Below are 24,026 nucleotides of genomic sequence, written 5' to 3'. Positions count from 1 at the left end.
GTAGGCTGGAGGCATGGCCGAGAGATCGTGGTCGCTGGGGCGTGCCCTGCGAGGGATGTTCGTCAAGCCCGTCATCGACGAGAGCACGTGGGAGGACCTCGAGACGGCTCTGCTCACGGCGGACTTCGGGCCCGATGTGACCGAGCGTCTGATCGACGAACTGCGCGAGAAGGTCGACCGCTACCGCACGACCGATCCGAAGGACCTCCAGCGGATGCTGCGAGAGACCCTCGAGGAGCACTTCGCGAAGTTCGACTCCACGCTCCGGCTCACCGAACGCCCGGCCGTCGTCCTCGTCGTCGGCGTCAACGGCGTGGGCAAGACGACCACGATCGGCAAGTTCGCCAACTTCCTGCGCCGATACGACCGCTCGGTCGTCGTCGGTGCTGCCGACACCTTCCGCGCCGCCGCCGTCGACCAGCTGGCGACGTGGGCCGAGCGTGGGGGAGCATCGATCGTGCGTCCGCAGCAGGAGGGGCAGGATCCCGCATCCGTCGCCTTCCAGACCGTCGCACACGCGATCGAGACGGGCACTGAAATCGTCCTCGTCGATACCGCCGGGCGCCTCCACACCAAGGGCGGGCTCATGGACGAGCTGGGCAAGATCAAGCGCGTCATCGAGAAGCAGGCGCCGATCAGCGAGGTGCTCCTCGTGCTCGACGCGACGACGGGCCAGAACGGTCTGATGCAGGCCGAGGCGTTTCTCGAGCAGGCGGGGGTCACGGGGCTCGTGCTCACCAAACTCGACGGTTCGGCCAAGGGCGGATTCGTCCTCGCGGTGCAGGAGCGCACCGGCATCCCGGTGAAGCTCCTCGGCCAGGGTGAGGGCATCGGCGACCTCACGGGATTCACGCCCCACGTCTTCGTGGAGCAGCTCGTCTCCTGAGCCGCGCGCCGGACTACCGCCTGGCGGTGGGGGCTGGTTTCATTGACTCATGGCGATCGAACACGACTTCTTCGGACTTCTGGAATCCGGACCCGACGGGTCCATCTTCTGGTCCGAGAACGTCGAGTTCGGCGACCAGAGCGTCACGGTCGATCTGACGGCTCCCGACCAGGAGGACGTGTCCGTGGCGGCCCTGGATGTCGCCGCCTCCCTGATCTCCTCGCTCGAGCAGCTCGACCTGCTCGCCCGCAACGCCATGATCGGCGAACTGGATGACCGCACCAGCGAGGTGACGGAGTACATCCTGCAGCAGCAGGACACCTTCGGAGACGACATCACCGACCTCCTCGTCGACATCTCCGGCGATGTCCACGTCGACGTCATCCGTTCGCTCCAGCTGACCAGCATGACGATCCTCGCCGATGAGCACGGGGGGACGGATCCGTTCGCCGTGCTCGAGTACGCGCTCGACGCGGACGCGACCGACGACGTGCTCCTGGTGAATCTCGACTCGGACGGCGCGGTGATCTCCGTCACGAGCGCCGACTGAGCTCACTCCCCGGGTGCAGCGGACGCCGCGGCGATCAGCTCGCGCGTGAAGGGGTGCTGTGCGCCGGTGAAAACCGCCTCGGTCGGGCCTTCCTCGACGACGCGGCCGGCGGACATCACCAGGACACGGTCACTGACCCGCCTGACGACGGCAAGGTCGTGCGAGATGAAGACGACGGCCGTTCCGGTCTTCGCCGGCAGAGCGAGGATGAGCTCGAGGATGCCGGCCTGCGTCGCGACGTCCAGCGCCGAGACGGGCTCGTCGCACACGAGCAGATCGGGGGAGGCGGCGAGAGCCCGCGCGATCGCCACCCGCTGACGCTGTCCGCCCGACAGCGTCGCCGGACGCCGATGAAGGAGCGCTACGTCGAGTTCCACTGCTTCGAGGAGCTCCCATGGAGCGGGGGAGGGCGGACGGGACGAGCTCTTCAGAATGCGCTCGACACTCCAGCGGGGATCGAAGCTGCCCAACGGGTCCTGCGGGACGAGCCGGATGCGGGGTGCGGGCGTTCCGAGCGTGATCGTCCCGGTGTCAGGGTGCTCGGCTCCCACCAGAAGTCGCGCCAGGGTCGTCTTTCCTGAACCGGACGCGCCGACCACTCCGACGACCTCGCCCGCGGCGATGCGGAGCTCGACATCCGTGAGGGCGGTCACAGAGCCATACGCGCGCCCCACGCCCGCCGCGCTCAGCAGCGCGCGGCCCGCGGGCTGTGCGGCGACCGTCTTCGGTCCGCGCGGCGTCGCGGCGAGAAGTGCCCGGGTCACCTCGTGGCGCGGCTCGGAGAGCACGTGAGCGGTCGGACCCGACTCGACCACGACGCCGCGCTCGAGAATGGCCATCCGGTCGGCGACGCGGGCGACGGCCGCGAGGTCGTGGCTGATCAGCAGGACGGCTCGTCCCTCGTCGCGGATACGCGCGAGAAGGTCCAGCACGTGCACGGCCACTGTGGCGTCCAGGGCGGTCGTGGGCTCGTCGGCGATGAGGATGTCCGCGCCTCCCACCAGTGCAGAGGCGATGAGGGCGCGCTGACGCATCCCTCCGGAGAGCTCGCCCGAGCGACGATGCAGCAGCGTCTCCGGATCCGCGAGCCCCGCGTCGGCGAGGGCTTGTACGACGCGCGCGCGTCGGAGCGGTCGGGGCATCCGGTGCAGCGCGAGCGTCTCGCCGACCTCGGCCTCGATCGTTCGCAGCGGGTCCAGCGACTGGAGGGCGTCTTGCAGCACGAGCGCGACGTCCCGCCCCCGCATCTCTCGCCAGTCGCGCCGCCGCGCGCGCCGCATGTCGTGGCCCGCGACCTCGAAGCGCGATGCGGAGACCGAGGCGCCGGCCTGCTCCTGCGTGAAACCCAGCAGCGTTCGCGCCAGAACGGACTTTCCTGCGCCGGAGGAGCCGACGACGGCGACGATCTCGCCCGGGTTCACCTCCAGGTCGACGCCGCGCAGCACATCATCGGTGCCCGGAAGTGTGACCCGCAGCCCCGTGACGTGCAGCCCGCTCATCGGCGCACCCCGCCGGCCAGGCGCCGCCCGATCGCGGTGAGCACGGCGGCCGTTGCGACGATCGCAAGTCCCGGGAAGACCGTCAGCCACCAGGCGCTGCCGATGTAGACACGCCCGGCGTTGAGCATCGCGCCCCACTCCGGGGAGGGCGGGAGCGCTCCGAGTCCGAGGAAGCTGAGCGCCGAGACCCACACGATCGCCTGCCCGACGCCGAGGGTCGCGACCGACACGAGCGGCCAGAGCGCGTTGGGTGCGATATGCCGGAGGACGATGCGGACCGGTCCGGCCTGTTCGAGGCGCGCGTACTCGACGTACCCGCTGCGGGCGACCTGCCGCACTTGTGCGCGCAGCATCCGCGCGTAACCCGGTGTGGTCGCGAGGCCTATCGCCACCACCGACGCCGTCGTCCCCGGGCCCGCCACAGCCACGAGCAGAAGGGCCATGACGAGTGTCGGGAGGGAGAAGAGCACCTCGATGATGCGCGACAGCGCCGCATCCAGCCACCGTGGGCCGAGGCCGGCGATGAAGCCGAGCAGAAGGCCGGCCCCCACTCCGATCGCCGTGGCGGCGGCACCGACACCTGCGGATGCGGCGGCGCCGTGGACGACGCGCGTGTACAGATCGCGCCCCGACTCGTCGGTTCCGAACAGGTGCGCGGGGCTCGGCGGGCGGAACGCCTCGGCCGGGGCGATCGCGAGCGGGTCGCCCGGAGCCAGAAGCCCAGGCCAGACGATGGCCACGACCAGCACGGCGAGTCCGACCAGCGCCGTGACGCCTGCCGCACCCCATGAGGACGCGAATGTCCTCAGAACGCCTCGCCGCACCCGCATCGGGGCTGCGGTACTCATGCGCCGACCGCCACGGTCGGTGCGCGCAGCGACCGTGGTCGCCGACCGCGAAGGCGGGGATCGACGAGGAGTTCCGCCGCATCCGTCAGCACGACCACGATGACGTAGATGAGCGCGACCACGACGACGGCGCCGATCACGAGCGGCACGTCGCGGGCGGTTGCCGCGTCGATGAGTAGGCGTCCGAGACCTGGGCGCGCGAAGAGGGCTTCGACCACGACCGCTCCGGAGAGCAGGCTGCCGTAGGCCCATCCGGAGAGGGCCAGGGCGGGCAGTGCGGCGTGCCGCAGTGTGTGCCGCAGCAGCACCCGCACATCCGATGCGCCGCGGCTGCGCGCCGTCGTCGCGAAGGGGGCGGTGTCGGCCGCGGCGAGTGAGTCGCGCATGACCTGCGCGAGGAAGCCGGCGATCGGAACCGCGAGGGTGATGACCGGGAGCACGAGCCCCGCGGGATCGGCACCGACACTCGTTGCGGGCAGCACACGCCAGGTCGCGGCGAACAGCAGGATGAGCACGGCGCCGAGCCAGAACTGCGGCATCACGGTGGCGATCGTCTCGACGGAGCGCAGCACCGTGGACACGACCCGCGCCGCGCGGCCCCTCGCGACGGTGGCGATGACCGCTCCGATCAGCGCCAGCATCCACGCCACCAGCAGAGCCAGGGTTGCGAGCAGGAGTGTCGAGGGCAGTTGCGCGGCGATGAGCTCCGCGACGGGCTGCTTCCTGGCGTACGAGTCGCCGAGCTGCAAGGTGGCGATCCGGCCCAGCTGCAGCAGGTACTGCACGATCAGCGGCTGGTCGAGCGCGTAGGTGCGGGTCGCCGCCGCAACAGTGTCGGGCCCGGCCTGTGAACCCGGACCGCCGAGGATCGCCTCGAGGGGATCGCCGGAGGCGCGCAGTGCGAAGAACACCACGGTGGCGACGAGCCACACGACAAGCAGCGCCGATCCGACGCGCGCCGCCACCCAGCGAAGGATCCGCACCGAGCGCTCAGCCGTTCAGGCGGGTGTCGATGAAGGTCGGTGTCGCCACCGTGCCCAGCGTCGTGACCCCGCTCGCGCCGCGCACCAGGAAGTGGTTCTGCTGGTCGTAGAGCGGGAGGATGGCGTAGCTGTCGAGGATGATGTGCTGCGCCTGGGCGTACAGGTCGGCACGCTGTCCATCATCGGATGCCGCCGACGCCTGCTCGAGGAGCGCATCCAGAGCCGGATCGGACAGCTGGGCGTGGTTGGCGAAGTAGCCGCTGGGCGCGGGGACGATGCCGTCGGAGTCGTAGAGGATGCGCAGCACGTCGGGTCCCACCTTCGTGTACGGCGCGCTGACCGCCTCGTACTCCTTCGCTCCGAGTGCGGCGTACCATCCCGACAGATCCAGCGGCGTGATCTGGACGTCGAAGCCGACGGCGCCGGCGTTCGCCTGGATCTGCTCGAAGAGCGACTGCTCCGCCGCTACCGACTGATTGGTGCTGACGGGGAAGCGCACGCTCAGGCGCGCCCCGTTCTTCGTGCGGACGCCGTCCGCATCCCGGGTGGTCCAGCCGGCCTCGTCGAGCAGCTCTTCGGCACGCGCCGTGTCGGTCGTGAAGAGCGACTCATCGCTGACGGCGACGGGCTCCGTGCTTGCCAGCGGCGAGAAGGAGCGCGTGACCGTGCCCTGGTAGAGCGCCGCGATGCCCGGGTCGGGGTCCGCAGCGCGGACGAAGGCCTCGCGCACGCGGATGTCGTCGAACGGCGCCTGGCCCGTGTTCAGCTCGATGCGGTTCACGGAGCCGGGGCGCGGTGCGTCGATGTGCGTCGTGTCGGTCGAGTTCTCCGCCGCGACGATGGCATCGGGCTGCGGATTGTCGATGACCTGCACCTCGCCCGAGAGCAGCGCGGCCTGCCGCGTCGCGGCATCCGGGATGAACCGCCACTCGATCGCGTCGAGGTAGGCGGGTCCGTCGTGCTGTGCCTCGGGGCCGGGGGAGGCGTAGTTCTCATTGCGGACGAGGTGCACCGACTCCTGCGGCGTCCAGGAGTCGACGACGAAGGGGCCTGTGCCGATGGGCGCCTTGCAGTTCTCCTCCTGCCCGCGCGCGATCCCCGCGGGCGATTCGATCGCGGTCCACTGCTGGCTGAGCGACTCCAGGAGCGCGGAGTCGGGGGTTGCGAGGTGGAAGCGCGCGTGGGTCGCGTCGACGACCTCGACATCGGTGACCTTCGCGACGGCCAGATAACCCGTGCTGGATGCCGTGTCGGGATCCTTCAGGTGCTCGATGTTGGTCTTGATGGCCGCTGCGTCGACGGGCGTGCCGTCGGTGAAGGTCAGTCCATCGCGGAGAGTGAAATCCCAGGTCAGACCGTCGTCGCTGACCTGCCACGACTCGGCGAGCCACGGTGTGATCGCGCCGTCGGTCCCGCGGCCGACGAGAGGCTCCAGGTACTGCGTCGAAATGAGCGCCTGCGGGTAGTTGCCGCCGACGTGGGGGTCGAGGCACGTGGGCTCGGCGTCGCCGGTGGCGTAGACCAGGGTCCCGCCCTCGCGTGGCGTGTCGGCGGTGCCTCCAGCCGCGCAGGCCGTGAGGGCGAGGGCCGCGGCGAGGCCCGCGGCCACGGCTGCGGCGCGGCGAGGGCGAACAGATGCAGAGGTCATGGGAGAGCCTTCGGCGAGGAGGGGAGGCGCGGATGCGTGCGGACGGACTTGCTGTATCCGGTCCAAGAAATCAGCTTACCGTGGTTCCGCGGCCCGGCGCCCCCGCGTCCCGCGGCCTGGCGCTGGCTAAGCTGCTCGAGTGACCGACGTACCGCGCCTGGGACGGCCTCGGGCGAGCTCGCCCGAGACGCTCGCCGAAGCCGCGTGCGAGCTGTTCTTCGAGCAGGGGTACGACGGGACCTCGATCGGGGACATCACCCGCCGCGCCGGAGTCGCGCGCGCCAGCTTCTTCAACTACTTCCGCGCCAAGAGCGACGTGCTCTGGTCGGGTTTCGATGCGCGCCTGGCAGCGGCGCTCGGCGCGATCGGGGAGGGCGCGCCCGTCGCGCAGGCTCTCGCTCGCATCGGACGCGACCTCGCGCCCGACACGCTCGCGCTGGCGATCACCAACGCAGACGCCATGGGCCTCGGCGAGGAGCTCGAGCGCCAGCGCGCGGAGCGGCTGGCGCTGCTCCAGCGCGAGATCGCCCGCCGGCTGACCGATGCTCACGGCGATGCGCTTCTCGCGCAGATCCGCGCAGCCGCCTACGGTGCGGCGGTGCTCGGTGCAGTCTGGATGTGGGCACAACGCGGAGCGTCTTCCGTGTCGCTGGAGGGGCTGCTGGACCACGCGCTGTCCCTTTGCGAAGGCTACGGAGCGTCCGGCGACTCATCCGGCCCCGCGCTCGCGTAAAATCGACGCATCATGGCGACTTTCGGCACCCTCTCCGACCGGCTCACTGAGACCTTCCGCAATCTGCGTACGAAGGGAAAGCTCAGCCCCGCCGACGTCGACGGGACGGTGCGCGAGATCCGTCGCGCTCTGCTCGACGCCGACGTCGCCCTGGCGGTCGTGAAGGAGTTCACCGGCAAGGTGCGCGAGCGGGCGCTCGGCGACGAGGTCAATCGTGCGCTGAATCCGGCGCAGCAGGTCGTGCAGATCGTCAACGAGGAGCTCGTCGCGATCCTGGGCGGTGAGCAGCGACGTCTGCAGTTCGCCAAGACCCCGCCCACCGTCATCATGCTCGCGGGTCTGCAGGGTTCCGGAAAGACGACGTTCGCCGGAAAGCTGGCGCGCCTTCTCGAGAAGGACGGCCACACGCCTCTTCTCATCGCCGCCGACCTCCAGCGCCCCAACGCCGTCAACCAGCTTCAGGTGGTCGCAGAGCGCGCGGGAGCGGCGATCTACGCCCCTGAGCCCGGCAACGGCGTAGGCGACCCCGTGCGCGTCGCACGCGATGGCGTCGAGTACGCTCGCCGCCACCAGCACGACACCGTCATCATCGACACCGCGGGGCGCCTGGGCGTCGACGCGGAGCTCATGAAGCAGGCCGCTGACATCCGCACGGCGACCGACCCGGACGAAGTCCTGTTCGTCATCGACGCGATGATCGGGCAGGATGCGGTCAACACCGCTACGGCGTTCCAGGAGGGTGTGGACTTCACCGGCGTCGTGCTCTCCAAGCTCGACGGCGATGCCCGCGGTGGCGCCGCCCTGTCCGTGGCCTCGGTCACGGGCCGTCCCATCATCTACGCGTCCACCGGTGAGGGACTCGAGGACCTCGAGCCTTTCCACCCGGACCGGATGGCGAGCCGCATCCTCGACCTCGGTGACATCCTCACCCTGATCGAGCAGGCGCAGCAGACCTTCGACGAGGCCGAGGCGATGAAGGTCGCCGAGAAGCTGGCGAAGGAGCAGTTCACCCTCGAGGACTTCCTCGAACAGCTGCAGCAGATGAAGAAGATGGGCTCGATGAAGAAGATGCTCGGGATGCTCCCGGGCATGGGCCAGATGAAGCAGCAGCTCGATAACTTCGACGAGCGCGAGATCGACCGCACCGAGGCGATCATCCGCTCCATGACCCCCGCTGAGCGCCGAAACCCCAAGCTTCTCAACGGCTCGCGACGCCTGCGCATCGCTCGAGGCTCGGGTATGACGGTCACCGACGTGAACCAGCTCGTACAGCGGTTCGACCAGGCCGCGAAGATGATGAAGACGGTTGCGCGCGGTGGCGTCCCCAGCATGCCCGGTGTCGGATCGATGGGCCGGCCCGGCGCATCCGCGAAGCGCGGCAAGCAGCAGAAGGCGAAGGGGTCGCGCTCGGGAAACCCCGCCAAGCGCGCCGCCGAGAACGCCGGGCTTCCGGCCGCAGAGCCGACCGGTTCGGGCTTCGGTCTCGGCGGCGGCGGCAAGGCGCCGAGCGAAGCCGACCTCGCGGAACTCCAGAAGCTGCTCGGGCGCGGCTGAGCACGTCTCAGAGCACGATGCCCGCGTGCGCGAGGAGCGCGCGTACGTGGCGGGCGAGGTACTGCTGACCCTCCGCGGTCGGATGCTCGCTGTCCCACTGCAGCAGCTCAGGGTTCTCCTGCAGCGGCTGTCCCAGCCACACGAACGTGCCATCCGCCGCCTCCACGGCTGAGCGGAGGGCGTCCGAGCTCCACGCGATGGACTGCGGCGCCTCCCAGGGCTGGTTCCACAGCGTGCTCAATCCGACGATCCGCGTCGAGGGAAGAGCCTCGTGCAGCTCCTCGACCGTGGCGCGCGTCGCCGCGTCGATGTCGTCGGCATCCTCGTCCGCGTCATTGTCCGAGGACTGCAGGATGACCATCGCGGGGTCGAGGTCGATGGCCTGCTTCGCGAGCGCGGAGAAGTTCGTCCCGCAGTCGCCGTCGACCACGAACCCCGCGCCTCCGCACGAGAGGTTCACGATGTCGAGGTGTGTCTGCTCGCCCAGCAGCACGGGCCACGCCTCGTCGGGGTCGAGTCCGTATCCCGACATGATCGAGTCGCCGATCGTGACGATGACGGCGTCGGAGGCGACCGTGGGAGTGTGCGTCGGAGAGGTCGACGGCGCGGGTGAGGTCGGATGGGGAGCGCTGTTCGGCCGATGCGCAGGAGCGGCGGCGCACCCGCTGATCACCAGCACCACGACGCCGACAGCGCCCCATGCTGCGGCGCGGAGCGAGTGGCGGCGGACGTTCACGGGATCACGGTAGGCAGCGAGCTTATGAGCGCGGTACAGGTTCAGGCTCGGGCGGCCAACGGCGCGCGGCGCTCGGGGCCGGCGCGGAACTCGCGGATGAGGTGCTGCACGACCTGGCGCAGGTCGCCGCCTGATGCATCCGCGACGGCGAGCTGGCGCGCGTAGCTGGCTCCTTGCGCGAGGGTGGTGCGCACGCCCTCGAGCTCCTGGGCGCATTTGAGCTCGACGGCGATGTCGCCGACACGCTCGAGGGTGGACTCGAGATGCTCGACGACGGGTTCCTGGCGTCCGTCTCGATCGACGATGACGCGTGCGTCCAGCCCGTACCGCGCGGCGCGCCACTTGTTCTCGCGCACGAACCAGGGCTGCAGCGAGGGGAGCTCCTCGCCGGCGTCGAGCCGCCGGGAGAAGTCTTCGACGAGCGTCTGCGTCAGGGCCGCGACCGCGGCGAGTTCGGGCAACGTCGACATGCCGTCGCACGCGCGCACCTCGATCGTGCCCCAGCGCGGGGCGGGACGGATGTCCCAGCGCACCTCGGTCGCGTCCGCCATGACGTCGGTGCGCACCATGTCGTCGAGGTAGGATTCGTACTCCGCCCAGTTGTCGAGCCCCCACGGCAGCCCGGCCGTCGGCAGCTGCTGGAAGACGAGGGCGCGGTTGGACGCGTATCCGGTGCGCTCGCCCGCCCAGAACGGACTGGATGCGGAGAGCGCCTGCAGATGCGGCAGATAGGTGGAAAGGGCGTTGATGATGGGGAAGACCTTCGTCACGTCGTCGACGCCGACGTGCACGTGGATGCCCCAGATCATCATGTTGCGCCCCCACCACTGGGTGCGCTCGATCAGGGAGTGGTAGCGGGTCTTGTCGGTGACCTCCTGGTCGTACCACTGCGCGAAGGGGTGACTTCCGGCGCAGAGCAGCTCGACACCGCGCGGGTCCGTCGCCGTGCGCACGGCCGCGATCGCATCCGCGATGTCGTCGACGGCCGCCTCCACCGTGTCGCCGACGCCGCTGGTGACCTCGATCGTGTTCGTGAGAAGCTCACCCGTGACGGCGAACCGCTCGGGGGCGACCGATTCCTCGAGCTCTTCGATGATCTCGGGGCCGCGGGCCACCAGATCGCCGGTGCGCTCGTCGGCGAGCATCAGCTCCCACTCGAGGCCGACGGTCGAGCGGCGCGACGGGGCGAAGGGGACGGTCACCGGCTCAGTCTGACACGCGGCGCACGCTGGTTCGCGAGCCGCGTCATCATCTGGCAAAATAGACAGCTGGACCCCGCCCGACCCTCTATCCGGCCGGGTCCGAACCACAGAGCTTCCGCCGGGTGTGCACCCCACGCTCCAGGCGACCAGTTCGACCACCTTCCACACATTCAGGAGAATCGTGGCTGTCAAGATCCGTCTCAAGCGTCTCGGAAAGATCCGTGCGCCCTACTACCGCATCGTCGTCGCCGACTCGCGCACCAAGCGCGACGGTCGTGTGATCGAGGAGATCGGTCAGTACCACCCGACCGAGGAGCCCTCGGTCATCAAGGTCGACTCCGAGCGGGCGCAGTACTGGCTCGGCGTCGGCGCTCAGCCGACCGAGCAGGTCCTCGCCATCCTCAAGCTCACGGGCGACTGGGGTCGCTTCAAGGGCGACAAGGACGCCGTGAGCACCGTCAAGTACGCAGAGGGCAAGGCCCCCTTCGAGGTCGACTCGGCCAAGAAGTCGGTCATCAAGCCCAAGGCCGAGAAGAAGGCCGAAGAGCCCGCTCCCGTCGAGGCCGAGGCCGCCGACGAGGCTGCTGAGAGCACCGAGGCGTAATCATCGTGCTGGCTGCCGCGCTCGAGCACGTCGTCAAGGGGATCGTCGACAACCCTGACGCCGTGCGCATCGTCTCGTCCACGTCACCGCGAGGCGACGTGCTCGAGGTGCACGTACACCCCGATGACCGGGGTCGCGTGATCGGGCGCGGCGGTCGCACCGCCAAGTCTCTGCGGACCGTGGTCACGGCTCTCGCCGACGGCACCCGCGTGCGCGTCGACGTCGCCGACGACTGATGGCGGCCGCATCCGGTGACGGCGCGCGCGCATCCGCGCCGCGCCCCGGAAAGACCCAGCTTCGCGTCGGCCGCCTCGTCAAAGCCCACGGCCTCAAGGGCGCCCTGAAACTCGAGTTGTACACGGACGACCCCGACGGTCGATTCGTCCCCGGGGCGGAGTTCACCCTCCAAGTCCCCGACTCGTCGCCGTGGTTCGGCAAGACCGTCACCGTGCGCGAGTTCCGGTGGATGAACACGCATCCCGTCGCGTTCTTCGAGGGCGTCGACGACCGCGACGCGGCCGAATCCCTCGTGCGCGCCATTCTCTGGATCGACCAGGACGAGCAGAGCACCCCCGACGAAGAGGACGCCTGGTTCGACCACCAGCTCGTCGGCCTCGACGTCGTCCGCGACGGGGTCGTCGTGGGGCGGGTCGCCCGCGTCGATCACCTTCCCGCGCAGGATCTGCTGGCTGTCGCCGTCGGCGAGAACGAAGTGCTCGTCCCCTTCGTCAAGGCGATCGTCCCCGAGGTCGATCCCGCCGCCGGTCGCGTCGTCGTGACGCCGCCTGCCGGGCTCTTCGAGGAGCTTCCCGCCGACGACGAATCCGCCGGTGACGACGAAACGGCCGCGGCCCGCGAGGACTGACGTGCGCATCGACGTCATCACGATCTTCCCCGAGTTCTTCGACGTCCTCGAGGTCTCGCTGCTCGGCAAGGCCCGCGGCAACGGACTGCTGGATGTGCGCGTGCACAACCTGCGCGATTTCACGAGCGACCGTCATCGGACCGTCGATGACACCCCCTACGGCGGGGGAGCGGGCATGGTGATGAAGCCCGAGCCCTGGGGTCTCGCGCTGGACGCGATCGCCCAGGAGGCGACGTCCCCGCCGACCTTCGTCTTCCCATCGCCGGCGGGCGAACGCTTCGTGCAGGCGACCGCTCGCGAGTGGAGCGGCCTGGATCACCTCGTCTTCGGATGCGGCCGGTACGAGGGCATCGACGAACGGGTCTTCACCTACGCGGCCACACTCGGGCAGGTGCGACTCGCCAGTCTCGGCGACTACGTGCTCAACGGCGGTGAGGTGGCGGCGATGGCCATGATCGAGGCCGTCGGACGTCTCGTGCCCGGTGTCGTCGGCAATCCCGAGAGCCTCGTCGAGGAGTCGCACGAGGACGGTCTTCTGGAGTACCCGTCCTACACGAAGCCCTCCGAGTGGCGCGGGCTGGTCGTGCCCGATGTGCTCCTGAGCGGGCACCACGGCCGAGTGGCCGAGTGGCGTCGAGACCAGCAGGTCGCACGCACGCGGGAGCGGCGTCCCGACCTGCTGACCGATTGAGTCCGGGTCAGTCCACTCCGAGGAACCCGCGGTCGGTCAAGACGACGGGGCCGTCGGCCGTGACGGCCACCGTGTGCTCGGTGTGCGCTCCACGGGAGCCGTCGGCGCTGCGCAGCGTCCAGCCGTCCGGGTCGGTCACCAGGCGATCGGTCGTCTCCAGGAGCCACGGCTCGAGCGCCACCACGAGACCTTCGCGCAGCGGGTAGCCGCGGCCGGGCTTGCCGTCGTTGGGGACATGCGGATCGCCGTGCATGACGCGGCCGACTCCATGCCCGCCGAAGTCCGTGTTGATGGAGTAGCCGGCTCCGTGGGAGACGGCGGCGATGGCAGCGGAGACATCCCCGACGCGATTGCCGACCGTCGCCGCCTGGATCGCCGCATCCAGGGCGACGCGCGTGGTCTCGATCAGGCGCAGATCCTCGTCGCGAGGGGTTCCGACCACGAAGGAGACGGCGGAGTCCGCGACCCAGCCGCCGACGGATGCGGCGAAGTCGAGCGAGACGAGGTCCCCGTCGCGCAGCGTGTAGTCGAAGGGGAGCCCGTGCAGCACGGCGTCGTTGATCGAGGTGCAGATCACCTTGCCGAAAGGGCTCGCGCCGAAGGACGGGTGGTAGTCGATGTAGCAGGATTCTGCGCCGGCCTTGCGGATCATGTCGTGCGCCCGGCGATCCAGTGTCAGCAGGTTCGTGCCGACCTTCGTCTCGTCCCGCAGCGTCGCCAGCACTTCGGCGACGAAGCGCCCTGCCGGTCGCATCTGCTCGATCTCGGCCGGCGTGCGCAGTTCGATCATGGTGCTCCTTCGTTCTCTCCTCCATTCTCTCCCGCCTGCGGCGCGAGTGTCGTTCGCCGCGACGCCCTGCTCCGCTGGGCGTCCGCCCCGAGTGTCGATCACGCAAGGCTCGTGCCGCCGGTGCCCGCGTACGATGCAGGCATGTGGCTTCGTCGTGCCGGCTTCCACTGGCTTCTGCCCTCCGCCTTCCTGCTGCCGCTCTGGCTCTTCGTCGGGTGGACGGTGACGGGCGCTGGCGGCTGGGCTCTGCTGTGGGTCCTGTTCATCGCCATCCCCTCCGTCTTCTTCGGGCAGCTTCTGCTGACGCTGTTGACCCGTCTTCGTCCGACGGCGCGCGCCGAACGTGCGCTCTCCTGGTGGGATGTGGCCGGTTACGGCCTCTGGCACGCGTTGACGATCGCACTCGGCTTGTTCGTGCAACAGTGGTGGGCGCCCGTCATGGTGCTCACAGTGCTGGTGGGTGTGGCGAACATCTGGTTGCAGTTCTGGCAGCTGTGGCGCGAGGCGCGCCCGCGAGCGGCCGTGCTCCACGCCAGTGACGGCACGGCCTATATCCCGCCGACGAAGCCTTCGCCCGCCGCATCCGCGCCGGCGCACGAGGTCATCGTGGTCGAGGAGACGCTGCAGCGCGACGCCTGAAGTTGGCGCCCGCGGCGGCGCATGGCAGAATGGTTGTTTGTGCCCTGACCGGTTTCTGCCTCAGGGGAGACAGCCACGCAATCCGCGTGGTGCGGGCACCGCTCCAACTTTCGTAAACACCAGTTTCGCAGCCGACCTGTGGCGGTTGCAGGAAGAGATCACTCATGCAGATCCTCGACGCCGTCGATGCGGCTTCGCTCCGCTCCGACATCCCGGACTTCGGTCCCGGCGACACCGTCAAGGTGCACGTCAACATCACCGAGGGCAACCGCTCGCGTATCCAGGTCTTCCAGGGCGTCGTCATCGGCCGCCAGGGCGACGGCGTGCGCGAGACCTTCAACGTCCGCAAGATCAGCTTCCAGGTCGGCGTCGAGCGCATCTTCCCGGTGCACTCGCCGATCATCGACAAGATCGAGGTCGTGACGCGTGGTGACGTGCGTCGCGCCAAGCTGTACTACCTCCGCAACCTCCGCGGCAAGAAGGCGAAGATCAAGGAGAAGCGCGACCGCTGATCGCGCTCTGTCACGAAGCCCCGACCGCTCCGGCGTCGGGGCTTCGTCGTGTCCGCGGCCGCGCGCTGATGTGCGACGCTAGAGTGCGGCTCGTGCCGCCTGTATCTCGAGGAACTGCATGAGCACCGACAACCCCTCCGTCGACGACGCATCGCTGCCGCGCCGAACCCGGCCTCGCCGACGCCGCGGTGCGTTGATCTTCCTCCGCGATGTCCTCGTCATCATCCTGATCGCGTTGCTCGTGTCGTTCCTGGTGAAGACGTTCCTCGTGCGCTCGTTCTACATCCCGTCGGCGTCGATGGAGAACACGCTGATCGAGCAGGATCGCATCCTCGTCGATGAGCTGACGCCGCGTTTCGGGGGATACGAGCGCGGCGACGTCGTGGTGTTCCGTGACCCGGGCGGCTGGCTCGGCTCCTCGGTGTCCGCTCCGAGTCAGGGGCCGATCGTCGACGGCATCGAGTGGGTGCTCTCGCTCGTGGGCCTTGCCGCGCCCGACAGCGACGACCACCTCATCAAGCGCATCATCGGGCTGCCCGGCGATCACGTCGTCTGCTGCAACGACCTCGGCCAGATCACGGTCAACGGCGCTCCGATCGACGAGTCCTCCTATCTCCTGCTGCCCGACCCTGGAGCTCCTGCATCCTCGCTCGATTTCGACGTCACGGTGCCGGAGGGCTCCCTCTGGGTGCTGGGGGACAACCGGTACCGATCGAAGGACTCGCGTTACAACCAGGATCAGCCCGGCCGCGGCTTCGTGCCGATCGACAACGTCGTCGGACGCGCGTTCCTGATCACCTGGCCGTTCGACCGCTTCGGCGGTATCGACTTCCACCACGAGGTGTTCGCGGACGTTCCGAAGCCGGAGGGTCAGTGAGCCCCGTCGAACCGACGCTGCGCCTGGAGCGGCGGTTGTGGGCCGAGCAGCGTGTCGTCATCGCCTGCGACGAAGTCGGGCGAGGCGCTCTGGCCGGCCCCGTCGTGATCGGAGCGACGGTCATGGCACCACGCACGCGCCGCGTCCGCATCCCCGAGGGGCTGCGAGACTCGAAGCTCATCCCCGAAGCGCGCAGAGCGGATGTGGCCCGCGCGGCCGAGTCTTGGGTCGATGCGAGCGCTCTGGGGTGGGCCTCGGCCGCCGAGATCGACGCGGTGGGGATCACTCGGGCGCTCGGTCTCGCAGCGCACCGCGCTCTCGACGGTCTTCGCTCGCAGGGCGTGGATACGAGGGATGCGGTCGTCCTGCTCGACGGCAACCATGACTACATCACGCCCGCAGGCGCGACGCCGTACGAGGTGCGCACCGTCATCAAGGGCGACCGCGACTGTGCGAGCGCCGCTGCCGCATCCGTCGTCGCCAAGGTCGCGCGCGACGCGCACATGGTCGCGCTGCACCCGGATGCGCCCGCGTACCTCTGGGAACGCAACAAGGGCTACGCGAGCCCGGAGCATCGTGCCGCCATCGCCGCGCACGGGCTTCACGCGCATCACCGGGCCTCGTGGCAGATCGCCTCGGCGCCCACCCTCTTCTGAGACCGCGCCGACCCGGACCGCAGCCGTAGAATGGACGCACCATGGATGACGATGTCTTCGAAGACTACGACCGCGAACTCGAGCTCGCCCTCTACCGGGAGTACCGCGACGTCGTCTCGCAGTTCCAGTACGTGATCGAGACCGAGCGCCGCTTCTACCTCGCCAACGACGTCAATGTCGTGCGTCGCGACACCGAGCACGATTTCTACTTCGAGATCTCGATGACGGATGTCTGGGTGTGGGACATCTACCGCGCCGACCGCTTCGTGAAGGCGGTGCGCGTGCTGACGTTCAAGGACGTCAACGTCGAGGAGCTCTCGCGTCGCGACTTCCAGCTTCCTGAGGAACTCTCGCTCGACAACTGAGCGATTCTCCTCACCGTCCGGGAGGCGGCGGGTTCTCCCCGAGGAGAGTCCGTTCCGCCAAGACGACGACGGCGGCTCGCCACGCTGGTCCCATGGCAGCCAAAGACGACCTGGGGCGCGACGGTGAGAACCGGGCCGCATCCTTCCTGACCGACCGCGGGTACCGCATCCTCGACCGCAACTGGCGGTGCCCTCTCGGCGAAATCGACATCGTCGCCCTCGAGGCCGGCGAAATCGTCGTCGTGGAGGTCAAGACGCGCACGAGCGAGCGCTTCGGCCATCCGCTCGAGGCGATCGATGCGCGAAAGCGCGCGCGCCTCTGGCGACTCGCCGTGGCGTGGTGCCTTGCGCATCCCGCCGAGGCGCGAGGGCGCGCGGTGCGCATTGACGCCGTGTCCGTGCTCGGGGTGGATGCGGGCTCCGGCCACGTCGAGCATCTGCGAGACGTGCGATGACGGTCGCGCGCACCTGGGCGATCGCGCTGAACGGGCTCGAAGGCGCTGTCGTCGAGGTCGAGGCCGATGTCAGCCAGCAGACGCCCGAGTTCCGCATCATCGGACTCGGCGATCGTGCGCTCGGCGAGGCGGTGCAGCGCGTGCACAACGCCTGCGCCAACTCGGGCCTTCCGCTGCCCCGACGCCGCCTCACCGTGAACCTGTCGCCGGCCAGCCTCCCGAAGCACGGATCCGGCTTCGACGTCGCGATCGCGATCGCCGCGCTCACCGCGGACGGTGTCATGGATGCGGCGTCGGTCGCCGCCACGGTACATATCGGCGAACTGGGGCTCGACGGCCGACTCCGACCCGTCGCGGGCGTGCTGCCCGCCGTCGTCGCCGCGGCACGTGCCGGGCGGCGGCGGATCGTCGTGCCGGCGGCGAACGGCGAGGAGGCGCAGCTCGTGACGGGCATCGAGGTGCTGCCCGCGGCGACCTTGGCCGAGGTCGCCGCGCGGCACGGGGCGGACGTCGTCGTGCCCGACGAGCCTGCGCCGGTGCGCGCCGCAGCAGTGGACGAGGAGTTCGAGATGCTGGACCTCTCGGATGTGATCGGTCAGCGTGACGCCGTGGAAGCCCTCGTCGTCGCGGCGGCGGGCGGGCATCATCTGCTGATGAGCGGGCCGCCGGGAGCGGGCAAGACGATGCTCGCGCGCCGCCTGCCGGGCATCCTGCCGCCGCTCGACCCGGAGGCGGCTCTCGCCGTGGCGTCGATCCGCTCGCTGTCGGGCGAGGCTGTGACCTCACTCACCCGCGTCCCGCCGCTGGAGGCGCCGCACCATACGGCCAGCGTCGCAGCCCTCGTCGGCGGGGGCTCCCGCGTCATCCGGCCCGGCGCTATCGCGCGCGCCAGTGAGGGGGTGCTGTTCCTCGACGAGGCGGGCGAGTTCCCCTCGAGCGTCCTCGATGCTTTGCGCCAGCCGCTCGAGCGGGGCGACATCCACATCCATCGCTCGGGGATGAGCGTGCGTTATCCCGCGCGATTCCAGCTCGTTCTCGCCACCAATCCCTGTCCGTGCGGCAACTACGGGGTACGGGGAGCGACGTGCGAGTGCCCTCCCTCCGCGATCCGCCGCTATCTGGGTCGGTTGTCGGGCCCACTCCTCGATCGCGTCGACATCGATCTGCCGATGCGGCGCGTTGCGGCCGTGGCCGTCGATTCAGCGGTCGGGCGCGTCTCGACGGCGGATGCAGCCAGGCGCGTCGCGGATGCCCGCGCGCGGACTGCGGAGCGGCTGGCCAAGACGCCGTGGCGACGCAACGTCGATGTTCCGGGACGTTGGCTGCGCGAGGGGCCCTCGGCGCCGCCCGCGTCGGTTCGGGCGCCGCTCGACGCGGCGCTCGAACGAGGCCAGTTGACCCTGCGCGGGTACGACCGTGTGCTGCGGCTGGCATGGACGCTGGCTGACCTCTCGCAACGCTCTTCGCCGAATCAGGAGGACATCGGCCGAGCCCTGTTCATGAAGCGGGGGATCGCCGCATGAACGTCGACGCCGTGATTGCCGGCATGCTCCCGGAGCTCGGGGAACGGGCAGAGCCCGAACGTGCCGCGCGCGTGTTCTGGAGCGGCGTGGCCGAGCCGGGCGATGCTGTCGCGGGGGCACTCCTGTCGTGTGTGCCGGCACTGGCGGCCCTGCGCATTGCGTCATACCCCGACGAGATCGCGCGGATGACCGGAATCGGAGCTCGGGCGGCCGCGGACGCTTCTGCACGCTGGGGGCCCCGGCTTCACGAAGACCTGGTCAGCGACGCCCTGCAACGCGCACGACGATCCCGAGTGTCGATCCTCGTTCCTTCGGATCCCGAATGGCCCGACGCGGTCGACGACCTCGGGGACCACGCGCCGATCGCGCTCTGGGTGCGCGGTGACCCCCGCTCGCTGAGCGTGCCCGGCATCGCTCTCGTCGGCGCGCGTGCGGCGACAAACTACGGCGAACACGTGGCGGGTGAACTCGCGGCGGGGGTCGCCCGCGCAGGTGTGTCGGTCGTCTCGGGAGCCGCGTACGGCATCGACGGTGCCGCGCATCGCAGCGCCCTGGCAACCCGCTCAGGGTCCACGGTCGCGGTGCTCGCCGGTGGGTGCGATCGCTCGTATCCCGCGGGGCACGAGCAACTCCTGGAGCGCATCGCGGCGACAGCAGCGGTGGTCGCCGAAGTGCCCTGCGGCGCAGCGCCGACCAAGTGGCGGTTCCTCTCGCGCAATCGCGTCATCGCGGCTCTGTCGCTCGCGACTGTCGTCGTCGAGGCCGGGGCGCGCAGCGGCTCCCTCAACACGGCCGGACACGCGGCGTCGCTCGGGCGTCCCTTGGGCGCCGTGCCCGGACCGGTCACGAGTCCCGCGTCGCTCGGCTGTCACCGACTTCTCCGCGAGTACGACGCGGTGTGCGTCACCGATGCGGCCGAGGTGCGGGAGCTCGCGGGGCTGGGCGCGAGTCAACCCCTCGTCGTGGCAGGAGCATGGACGAACGAGCGCACGCGGGTGCGCGACGCGCTGAGTTCACGTGTGGGGCGGGACGCGGGTGAGCTCGCGCAACGGTCGGGGCTCGCGATCGCCGAGGTCGAGGCCATTCTGGGCAGCATGCTCCTGGAGGGCTCGGTCGTGGGCGACGTCGGCGGGTGGCGACGCTCGGCCGGGCGGTGACTGGCATGCTGGCTGCATGATGCTGGCGACTGCGATCGAGGCGTGGTGCGATCACCTCGCCGACGTGCGTCGCCTCTCGCCGGCCACGGTGCGCGCGTACGGATCCGACCTGCGCGACTTCGTGGCGCTCTCCGGTGTCGAACAGGTGGCCGACGCCGACCTGGAGGAGCTGCGCGAGTGGCTCTGGAAGGCGACGAACCGCGGCGACAGCCGTGCGACGATCGCGCGGCGCACCGCATCCGCCCGCGGTTTCTTCGGATGGGCGCGCGAGCAGGGGATCATCCCGACCGACCCGAGCCTTCGACTCATCGCGCCTAAGCGCGGTCGCACGCTCCCCGCGGTCGCGAGCGCCCCCGCTCTGCGTGAGCTGCTGGGCGACCTGGCCCGCGACAGCGCGGACGGCGACCCCGTGGTGCTTCGGGACCGCGCCGTGCTGGAGATGCTCTACGGTGCGGCTCTGCGGGTGTCGGAGCTGTGCGCGCTGCGCAGCCGAGACCTCGACCGCGAGCGCCGCACCGTCCGGGTCACGGGAAAGGGCAGCAAGGAACGTGTCGTGCCGTACGGTGCGCCCGCAGACGAGGCTGTCAGCGCGTATCTGGTTCGCGCGCGACCCGGCCTCGCGGCTCGCGCCGGTGAGCGCCCGTCGGACGCTCTGTTCCTCGGGGTCCGAGGGGGTGCGTTGGGGCCACGGAGCGTGTACGACCTGGTCGCCCGCACGGTCGGCCCCGTCATCGGTCGATCTGCCGGACCCCACTCCCTGCGGCACTCCGCCGCGACGCATCTGCTCGACGGCGGTGCGGACCTGCGCGCCGTGCAGGAGATGCTCGGACACGCCAACCTCGGCACGACGCAGATCTACACGCACGTCTCGCACGAGCGGCTCGCGGCGACCTACCGACAAGCCCACCCACGGGCATGACGTCAACCGCCGCGCCGCGTACCGTGAAGACATGACAACGCGCCGACTGGGCCATATCGCGACCCTCCTCGCGGCCGCGGCAGTGCTGACCGGATGCGGCGTCGTCGCGGGTCCGCGTCAGACCGTTCTGCCGGACCCGCCGAGCAAGGCTCCGCAGACTTCGCCCGCCACACCCGTCCCCACCCGCCCGGCGACTCCCGCGCCCTCGGCGACGCCGACCACTGCGGAGGGGACGCTCGTGTGCAACGGCGGGACGACGGAGATCTCAGGCGCGGATCAGGCCTTCGTTCTCGCCGGGGACTGCTCGAGCGTGATGATCGGCGGCACCGGCCTGCGCGTCGACGCGACACAGGCGACGCTGGGCACCGTTCAGCTCTCGGGGGACCGGAACGACCTGCGCGCGGCGGACATCTCGATGCTCTCAGTGGGAGGACAGGACAACACCGTCGACGCAGCGATGCTCTCGACGGTGGCGCTGAATGGCGATCGCAACTCCGTGAGCGCGGCAGGCTTCACGGCGCTGACCGTGTCTGGAAACGACAACACCGTGCGCGCGGACAGTCAGGGAGCGGTGACCGACAACGGTCAACGCAACACCGTCACCGGTCGCTGACCTCAGCAACACGGCAGCAGAACGGCGCGGGGCACGCCGCCCAGCAGGAGCAGCGGGTTGATGTACACGCCGTCGCGTCGCGCGCCGAGATGGACAGTGCCGCTGGCGGCGTGCCCGCCGTCGGCCAGCACTCCCACGACGTCGCCGGCGCTCAGCCTGGTTCCCGGCGACAGTTCCGTGACGACGGGCTCGAGCGTGCTGACCAGGCCGTCTCCATGGTCGATCGTGAGGACGGGGCGATCGACGACGACCCCGGCGAAGAGCACCACCCCGTCATCGGGTGCGACCACGGTGTCGGTGCCGGCCTCGATGTCGATCCCGCGGTGACCTGCCGCATAGTCGTGGGCGGGCTGCCGGTACGGCTCGAGCACGCGACCCAGGACGGGCCACGTCCACGAGTGCGCGTCGTCTTCGACGGATGCGGCGGTGTGGGTCGCCGGTGACGCGGCGGCGACGGTCGAGGGCGCGGCAAGGGCGAGCAAGGCGACGGCGAGAGCGGCGGCACGGCGGACGCGGGTGAGAGAGGGCATGTCCTCACCGTGCCCCGGGATCCCGGCCCGTACGGTCGGCGCCGGCGGTGGTGGGGACGGCTCGCCCGGGTGCGACAGCGGGGGAGGAGAGCTCGCTCCGCGACGCCGTGGGGCGCCCTGCCGGCTGATACACTTGAGGCGCACCTCGCATGTCGAGGTGACTCCGCGTGCTCTGAGTGGGTACATCCCGCGGCACTTCCACCCTACGGTCCCGTCCTCGGACGGGTGGGTGCGTGCCGGGCACCAGGCTCGTCGACCGATCGGTTCGGCGCGAACAACCGCAACAGAAGGAGAACGGCCATGGCCGTCGTCACCATTCGCCAGCTGCTCGACAGCGGCGTCCACTTCGGACACCAGACCCGCCGGTGGAACCCGAAGGTCAAGCGCTTCATTCTCACCGAGCGCTCCGGCATCCACATCATCGACCTCCAGCAGTCGCTGTCGTACATCGACAAGGCGTACGAGTTCGTCAAGGAGACCGTCGCCCACGGCGGCACGGTCCTGTTCGTCGGCACCAAGAAGCAGGCTCAGGAAGTCATCGCGGAGCAGGCGACGCGCGTCGGCCAGCCCTACGTCAACCAGCGCTGGCTCGGCGGTCTGCTGACCAACTTCTCGACGGTCAGCAAGCGCCTCGCCCGCATGAAGGAGCTCGAGGAGCTCGACTTCGAGGACCCGGCCGCCAGCGGTTTCACCAAGAAGGAGCTGCTGCTCAAGAAGCGCGAGCTCGACAAGCTGCACAAGTCGCTCGGCGGTATCCGCAACCTCACCAAGACGCCGTCGGCCATCTGGATCGTCGACGCCAAGCGCGAGCACCTGGCCGTCGATGAGGCCACCAAGCTCGGCATCCCCGTGATCGGCATCCTCGACACCAACGCCGACCCGGACGAGTTCCAGTTCCCGATCCCCGGCAACGACGACGCGATCCGCTCCGTCTCGCTGCTCACCCGCATCATCGCGGACGCGGCGGCCGAGGGCCTGCAGCAGAAGCACAACCCCGAGTCCGGCGCCGAAGAGCCCCTGGCGGAGTGGGAGCGCGAGCTGCTCGAGCAGGGTGCCCCCGTCGTCGAGGGCGCTGACGCGGTCGTCGCATCGACCGAGTCGGCCGCGGACGAGGCTGCCGCCGAGGAGCAGGTCGAGGCCGTTGCCGCTGCTTCGGGCGAGAGCGTCGAGGCCGTCGCCGAGGCCGAGGCCACCGACAAGTAATCAGCGCGTCCCCTGGACCCGCTACGATCGGCGCGGCCGCGAACCGGCCGCGCCGATCGGCATCCGCGAGAACTCTCCAACAGAAGGAGCCGCCACTCATGGCAAACTTCACCATCGCCGACATCAAGGCTCTGCGTGAGCAGCTCGGCACGGGCATGGTCGACACCAAGAAGGCCCTCGAGGAAGCCGACGGCGACCTCGAGAAGGCCGTTGAGATCCTCCGCCTCAAGGGCGCGAAGGGCAACGCGAAGCGTGCGGACCGCTCGACCAGCGAGGGCCTCGTGGCCGCGCGCGAGGTCGACGGCAAGGTGACGCTCATCGAGCTGAACACTGAGACCGACTTCGTCGCCAAGAACGAGCGCTTCATCGCTCTGGCCGACAAGGTGGTCGAGGCTGCCGCTGCCGTCGCCGCCGACTCCGTCGAGGCCGCCCTTGCCGCGCCGGTCGACGGCAAGACCGTCGAGCAGCTCATCTCCGACGAGGCCGCGATCATCGGCGAGAAGGTCGAACTGCGTCGCGTGCGCACGCTCTCCGGCGACCACGCCGAGGTCTACCTCCACAAGACCAGCAAGGACCTCCCGCCGCAGGTCGGCGTCGTGCTGATCTACTCGGGCGACGACGCGGAGACCGCACGCGCCATCGCGCAGCACATCTCGTTCGCCAACCCCTCCTACCTCTCCCGCGACGACGTGCCCGAGGCCGACGTCGAGAAGGAGCGCGAGATCGTCACCGAGATCTCCCGCAACGAGGGTAAGCCCGAGGCTGCCCTGCCGAAGATCGTCGAGGGTCGCGTGAACGCGTTCTTCAAGCAGGTCGCCCTGCTCGACCAGGACTACGCGCGCGACAACAAGCTGTCCGTCGCGAAGGTCGCCTCCGACGCGGGGCTGACCCTCACTGACTTCGCCCGCTTCAAGGTCGGCGCGTAAGTCGCTCGAAAGGCCCGCATCGTCGTCGGTGCGGGCCTTTCGCATGCCGTAGTTTTGACCCG

28 protein-coding genes are annotated in these 24,026 nt (G+C 69.8%); 20 read left to right on the top strand and 8 right to left on the bottom strand.

Going from position 1 to position 24,026, the window contains the following annotated elements; all coding sequences use genetic code 11:
- Positions 1-13 precede the first annotated feature (13 nt).
- Entirely contained in the window at positions 14-886 is an 873-nt protein-coding gene (ftsY, locus tag PQV94_RS08765; RefSeq protein ID WP_234075294.1) for a signal recognition particle-docking protein FtsY, read from the top strand.
- Positions 887-935: 49 nt separating this feature from the next.
- Positions 936-1,436, top strand: a complete 501-nt coding sequence (locus tag PQV94_RS08760) for a DUF2004 domain-containing protein (RefSeq protein WP_274285491.1) — start codon at positions 936-938, stop codon at positions 1,434-1,436.
- Between the two features lie 2 nt (positions 1,437-1,438).
- Here the strand turns inward: PQV94_RS08760 and PQV94_RS08755 are convergent, their stop codons facing one another.
- The 4 genes from PQV94_RS08755 to PQV94_RS08740 are packed head-to-tail and all read right to left on the bottom strand — an operon-like array spanning position 1,439 to position 6,414.
- A complete protein-coding gene (locus PQV94_RS08755; RefSeq protein WP_274285490.1) occupies positions 1,439-2,935 on the bottom strand; it encodes an ATP-binding cassette domain-containing protein in 1,497 nt (498 codons plus the stop codon).
- Positions 2,932-3,783 (bottom strand): ABC transporter permease, encoded by an 852-nt coding sequence (locus tag PQV94_RS08750; protein ID WP_274285489.1) that lies wholly within the window; start codon positions 3,781-3,783, stop codon positions 2,932-2,934. The genes PQV94_RS08755 and PQV94_RS08750 overlap by 4 nt, the downstream gene beginning before the upstream one ends.
- Positions 3,780-4,766 (bottom strand): ABC transporter permease, encoded by a 987-nt coding sequence (locus PQV94_RS08745; RefSeq protein WP_274285488.1) that lies wholly within the window; start codon positions 4,764-4,766, stop codon positions 3,780-3,782. Before PQV94_RS08745 ends, PQV94_RS08750 begins: the two co-directional genes overlap by 4 nt.
- A gap of 7 nt (positions 4,767-4,773) precedes the next feature.
- Positions 4,774-6,414 carry an ABC transporter substrate-binding protein gene (locus PQV94_RS08740; RefSeq protein WP_274285487.1) on the bottom strand — a complete coding sequence of 547 codons (1,641 nt, stop codon included), beginning with the start codon at positions 6,412-6,414 and terminating at the stop codon, positions 4,774-4,776.
- Positions 6,415-6,553: 139 nt separating this feature from the next.
- Here PQV94_RS08740 and PQV94_RS08735 point away from each other — a divergent pair, with 139 nt between their 5' ends.
- Both PQV94_RS08735 and ffh read left to right on the top strand, forming a co-directional pair.
- Positions 6,554-7,147, top strand: coding sequence for a TetR/AcrR family transcriptional regulator (locus PQV94_RS08735; RefSeq protein ID WP_274285486.1), 594 nt, complete (start codon positions 6,554-6,556; stop codon positions 7,145-7,147).
- Positions 7,148-7,159: 12 nt separating this feature from the next.
- Positions 7,160-8,701: a signal recognition particle protein gene (gene ffh / locus PQV94_RS08730; protein WP_274285485.1), complete on the top strand. Its 1,542-nt coding sequence runs from the start codon at positions 7,160-7,162 to the stop codon at positions 8,699-8,701.
- A 7-nt stretch (positions 8,702-8,708) separates the two neighbouring features.
- On the opposite strand, the gene PQV94_RS08725 is transcribed toward ffh, so the two are convergent.
- Positions 8,709-9,437, bottom strand: a complete 729-nt coding sequence (locus PQV94_RS08725; RefSeq protein ID WP_274285484.1) for an SGNH/GDSL hydrolase family protein — start codon at positions 9,435-9,437, stop codon at positions 8,709-8,711.
- 41 nt (positions 9,438-9,478) lie between these two features.
- Positions 9,479-10,639, bottom strand: a complete 1,161-nt coding sequence (locus tag PQV94_RS08720; protein WP_274285483.1) for a glutamate--cysteine ligase — start codon at positions 10,637-10,639, stop codon at positions 9,479-9,481.
- Between the two features lie 181 nt (positions 10,640-10,820).
- Between PQV94_RS08720 and rpsP the strand changes: the two genes are divergently transcribed.
- The 4 genes from rpsP to trmD are packed head-to-tail and all read left to right on the top strand — an operon-like array spanning position 10,821 to position 12,799.
- Positions 10,821-11,243: a 30S ribosomal protein S16 gene (rpsP, locus tag PQV94_RS08715; RefSeq protein ID WP_274285482.1), complete on the top strand. Its 423-nt coding sequence runs from the start codon at positions 10,821-10,823 to the stop codon at positions 11,241-11,243.
- 5 nt (positions 11,244-11,248) lie between these two features.
- Positions 11,249-11,479 (top strand): RNA-binding protein, encoded by a 231-nt coding sequence (locus PQV94_RS08710; RefSeq protein WP_274285481.1) that lies wholly within the window; start codon positions 11,249-11,251, stop codon positions 11,477-11,479.
- Complete coding sequence (rimM, locus tag PQV94_RS08705; protein WP_274285480.1) at positions 11,479-12,108, top strand: ribosome maturation factor RimM; 630 nt, start codon at positions 11,479-11,481, stop codon at positions 12,106-12,108. Before PQV94_RS08710 ends, rimM begins: the two co-directional genes overlap by 1 nt.
- 1 nt (position 12,109) lies before the next feature.
- The gene (gene trmD, locus PQV94_RS08700) at positions 12,110-12,799 is read left to right on the top strand and encodes a tRNA (guanosine(37)-N1)-methyltransferase TrmD (RefSeq protein WP_274285479.1); all 690 of its coding nucleotides are present in this window, start codon (positions 12,110-12,112) and stop codon (positions 12,797-12,799) included.
- Between the two features lie 7 nt (positions 12,800-12,806).
- Here trmD and map read toward each other — a convergent pair whose 3' ends face one another.
- On the bottom strand, positions 12,807-13,589 hold the full coding sequence (map, locus tag PQV94_RS08695) for a type I methionyl aminopeptidase (protein ID WP_274285478.1): 783 nt from the start codon (positions 13,587-13,589) through the stop codon (positions 12,807-12,809).
- A gap of 141 nt (positions 13,590-13,730) precedes the next feature.
- Between map and PQV94_RS08690 the strand changes: the two genes are divergently transcribed.
- From PQV94_RS08690 to PQV94_RS08645, 10 genes are all read left to right on the top strand, one after another.
- Positions 13,731-14,228 (top strand): MFS transporter permease, encoded by a 498-nt coding sequence (locus PQV94_RS08690; RefSeq protein WP_274285477.1) that lies wholly within the window; start codon positions 13,731-13,733, stop codon positions 14,226-14,228.
- A gap of 164 nt (positions 14,229-14,392) precedes the next feature.
- Positions 14,393-14,740, top strand: a complete 348-nt coding sequence (rplS, locus tag PQV94_RS08685; RefSeq protein ID WP_137417146.1) for a 50S ribosomal protein L19 — start codon at positions 14,393-14,395, stop codon at positions 14,738-14,740.
- Positions 14,741-14,858: 118 nt separating this feature from the next.
- A complete protein-coding gene (gene lepB, locus PQV94_RS08680) occupies positions 14,859-15,617 on the top strand; it encodes a signal peptidase I (RefSeq protein ID WP_274285476.1) in 759 nt (252 codons plus the stop codon).
- Complete coding sequence (locus PQV94_RS08675; RefSeq protein WP_274285475.1) at positions 15,614-16,273, top strand: ribonuclease HII; 660 nt, start codon at positions 15,614-15,616, stop codon at positions 16,271-16,273. Before lepB ends, PQV94_RS08675 begins: the two co-directional genes overlap by 4 nt.
- Positions 16,274-16,314: 41 nt before the next feature.
- The gene (locus PQV94_RS08670; protein ID WP_137417143.1) at positions 16,315-16,638 is read left to right on the top strand and encodes a DUF2469 family protein; all 324 of its coding nucleotides are present in this window, start codon (positions 16,315-16,317) and stop codon (positions 16,636-16,638) included.
- A 92-nt stretch (positions 16,639-16,730) separates the two neighbouring features.
- Positions 16,731-17,093: a YraN family protein gene (locus PQV94_RS08665; RefSeq protein WP_274285474.1), complete on the top strand. Its 363-nt coding sequence runs from the start codon at positions 16,731-16,733 to the stop codon at positions 17,091-17,093.
- Entirely contained in the window at positions 17,090-18,616 is a 1,527-nt protein-coding gene (locus PQV94_RS08660; protein ID WP_274285473.1) for a YifB family Mg chelatase-like AAA ATPase, read from the top strand. The genes PQV94_RS08665 and PQV94_RS08660 overlap by 4 nt, the downstream gene beginning before the upstream one ends.
- Entirely contained in the window at positions 18,613-19,773 is a 1,161-nt protein-coding gene (gene dprA, locus PQV94_RS08655; protein WP_274285472.1) for a DNA-processing protein DprA, read from the top strand. The genes PQV94_RS08660 and dprA overlap by 4 nt, the downstream gene beginning before the upstream one ends.
- Positions 19,774-19,789: 16 nt before the next feature.
- Complete coding sequence (locus tag PQV94_RS08650; RefSeq protein WP_274285471.1) at positions 19,790-20,692, top strand: tyrosine recombinase XerC; 903 nt, start codon at positions 19,790-19,792, stop codon at positions 20,690-20,692.
- Positions 20,693-20,723: 31 nt separating this feature from the next.
- Positions 20,724-21,305, top strand: a complete 582-nt coding sequence (locus PQV94_RS08645; protein WP_274285470.1) for a DUF3060 domain-containing protein — start codon at positions 20,724-20,726, stop codon at positions 21,303-21,305.
- Between the two features lie 2 nt (positions 21,306-21,307).
- Here the strand turns inward: PQV94_RS08645 and PQV94_RS08640 are convergent, their stop codons facing one another.
- Positions 21,308-21,835: a murein hydrolase activator EnvC family protein gene (locus PQV94_RS08640; RefSeq protein ID WP_274285469.1), complete on the bottom strand. Its 528-nt coding sequence runs from the start codon at positions 21,833-21,835 to the stop codon at positions 21,308-21,310.
- A 300-nt stretch (positions 21,836-22,135) separates the two neighbouring features.
- Between PQV94_RS08640 and rpsB the strand changes: the two genes are divergently transcribed.
- Positions 22,136-23,038, top strand: coding sequence for a 30S ribosomal protein S2 (gene rpsB, locus PQV94_RS08635; RefSeq protein ID WP_274285468.1), 903 nt, complete (start codon positions 22,136-22,138; stop codon positions 23,036-23,038).
- Positions 23,039-23,136: 98 nt separating this feature from the next.
- Entirely contained in the window at positions 23,137-23,964 is an 828-nt protein-coding gene (gene tsf, locus PQV94_RS08630; RefSeq protein ID WP_274285467.1) for a translation elongation factor Ts, read from the top strand.
- Positions 23,965-24,026 lie beyond the last annotated feature (62 nt).

This window comes from Microbacterium sp. Clip185 (genome assembly GCF_028743715.1).
Taxonomy (GTDB): Bacteria; Actinomycetota; Actinomycetes; order Actinomycetales; family Microbacteriaceae; genus Microbacterium.
Note: the sequence above shows the minus strand (reverse complement) of the source record. Positions and strands in the feature narration are given on the sequence as shown.

Excerpts from the sequence above, each read along its gene's own strand:
- PQV94_RS08660 (WP_274285473.1), top strand. The coding sequence starts at position 17,090 with ATGACGGTCGCGCGCACCTGGGCGATCGCGCTGAACGGGCTCGAAGGC.
- PQV94_RS08650 (WP_274285471.1), top strand. The coding sequence starts at position 19,790 with ATGATGCTGGCGACTGCGATCGAGGCGTGGTGCGATCACCTCGCCGAC.
- PQV94_RS08645 (WP_274285470.1), top strand. The coding sequence starts at position 20,724 with ATGACAACGCGCCGACTGGGCCATATCGCGACCCTCCTCGCGGCCGCG.
- PQV94_RS08640 (WP_274285469.1), bottom strand. The coding sequence starts at position 21,835 with ATGCCCTCTCTCACCCGCGTCCGCCGTGCCGCCGCTCTCGCCGTCGCC.
- rplS (WP_137417146.1), top strand. The coding sequence starts at position 14,393 with ATGCAGATCCTCGACGCCGTCGATGCGGCTTCGCTCCGCTCCGACATC.
- PQV94_RS08690 (WP_274285477.1), top strand. The coding sequence starts at position 13,731 with ATGTGGCTTCGTCGTGCCGGCTTCCACTGGCTTCTGCCCTCCGCCTTC.
- dprA (WP_274285472.1), top strand. The coding sequence starts at position 18,613 with ATGAACGTCGACGCCGTGATTGCCGGCATGCTCCCGGAGCTCGGGGAA.
- PQV94_RS08665 (WP_274285474.1), top strand. The coding sequence starts at position 16,731 with ATGGCAGCCAAAGACGACCTGGGGCGCGACGGTGAGAACCGGGCCGCA.
- rpsB (WP_274285468.1), top strand. The coding sequence starts at position 22,136 with ATGGCCGTCGTCACCATTCGCCAGCTGCTCGACAGCGGCGTCCACTTC.
- PQV94_RS08760 (WP_274285491.1), top strand. The coding sequence starts at position 936 with ATGGCGATCGAACACGACTTCTTCGGACTTCTGGAATCCGGACCCGAC.
- rimM (WP_274285480.1), top strand. The coding sequence starts at position 11,479 with ATGGCGGCCGCATCCGGTGACGGCGCGCGCGCATCCGCGCCGCGCCCC.
- PQV94_RS08740 (WP_274285487.1), bottom strand. The coding sequence starts at position 6,414 with ATGACCTCTGCATCTGTTCGCCCTCGCCGCGCCGCAGCCGTGGCCGCG.
- PQV94_RS08755 (WP_274285490.1), bottom strand. The coding sequence starts at position 2,935 with ATGAGCGGGCTGCACGTCACGGGGCTGCGGGTCACACTTCCGGGCACC.
- PQV94_RS08670 (WP_137417143.1), top strand. The coding sequence starts at position 16,315 with ATGGATGACGATGTCTTCGAAGACTACGACCGCGAACTCGAGCTCGCC.
- tsf (WP_274285467.1), top strand. The coding sequence starts at position 23,137 with ATGGCAAACTTCACCATCGCCGACATCAAGGCTCTGCGTGAGCAGCTC.
- ffh (WP_274285485.1), top strand. The coding sequence starts at position 7,160 with ATGGCGACTTTCGGCACCCTCTCCGACCGGCTCACTGAGACCTTCCGC.
- PQV94_RS08750 (WP_274285489.1), bottom strand. The coding sequence starts at position 3,783 with ATGAGTACCGCAGCCCCGATGCGGGTGCGGCGAGGCGTTCTGAGGACA.
- map (WP_274285478.1), bottom strand. The coding sequence starts at position 13,589 with ATGATCGAACTGCGCACGCCGGCCGAGATCGAGCAGATGCGACCGGCA.
- ftsY (WP_234075294.1), top strand. The coding sequence starts at position 14 with ATGGCCGAGAGATCGTGGTCGCTGGGGCGTGCCCTGCGAGGGATGTTC.
- lepB (WP_274285476.1), top strand. The coding sequence starts at position 14,859 with ATGAGCACCGACAACCCCTCCGTCGACGACGCATCGCTGCCGCGCCGA.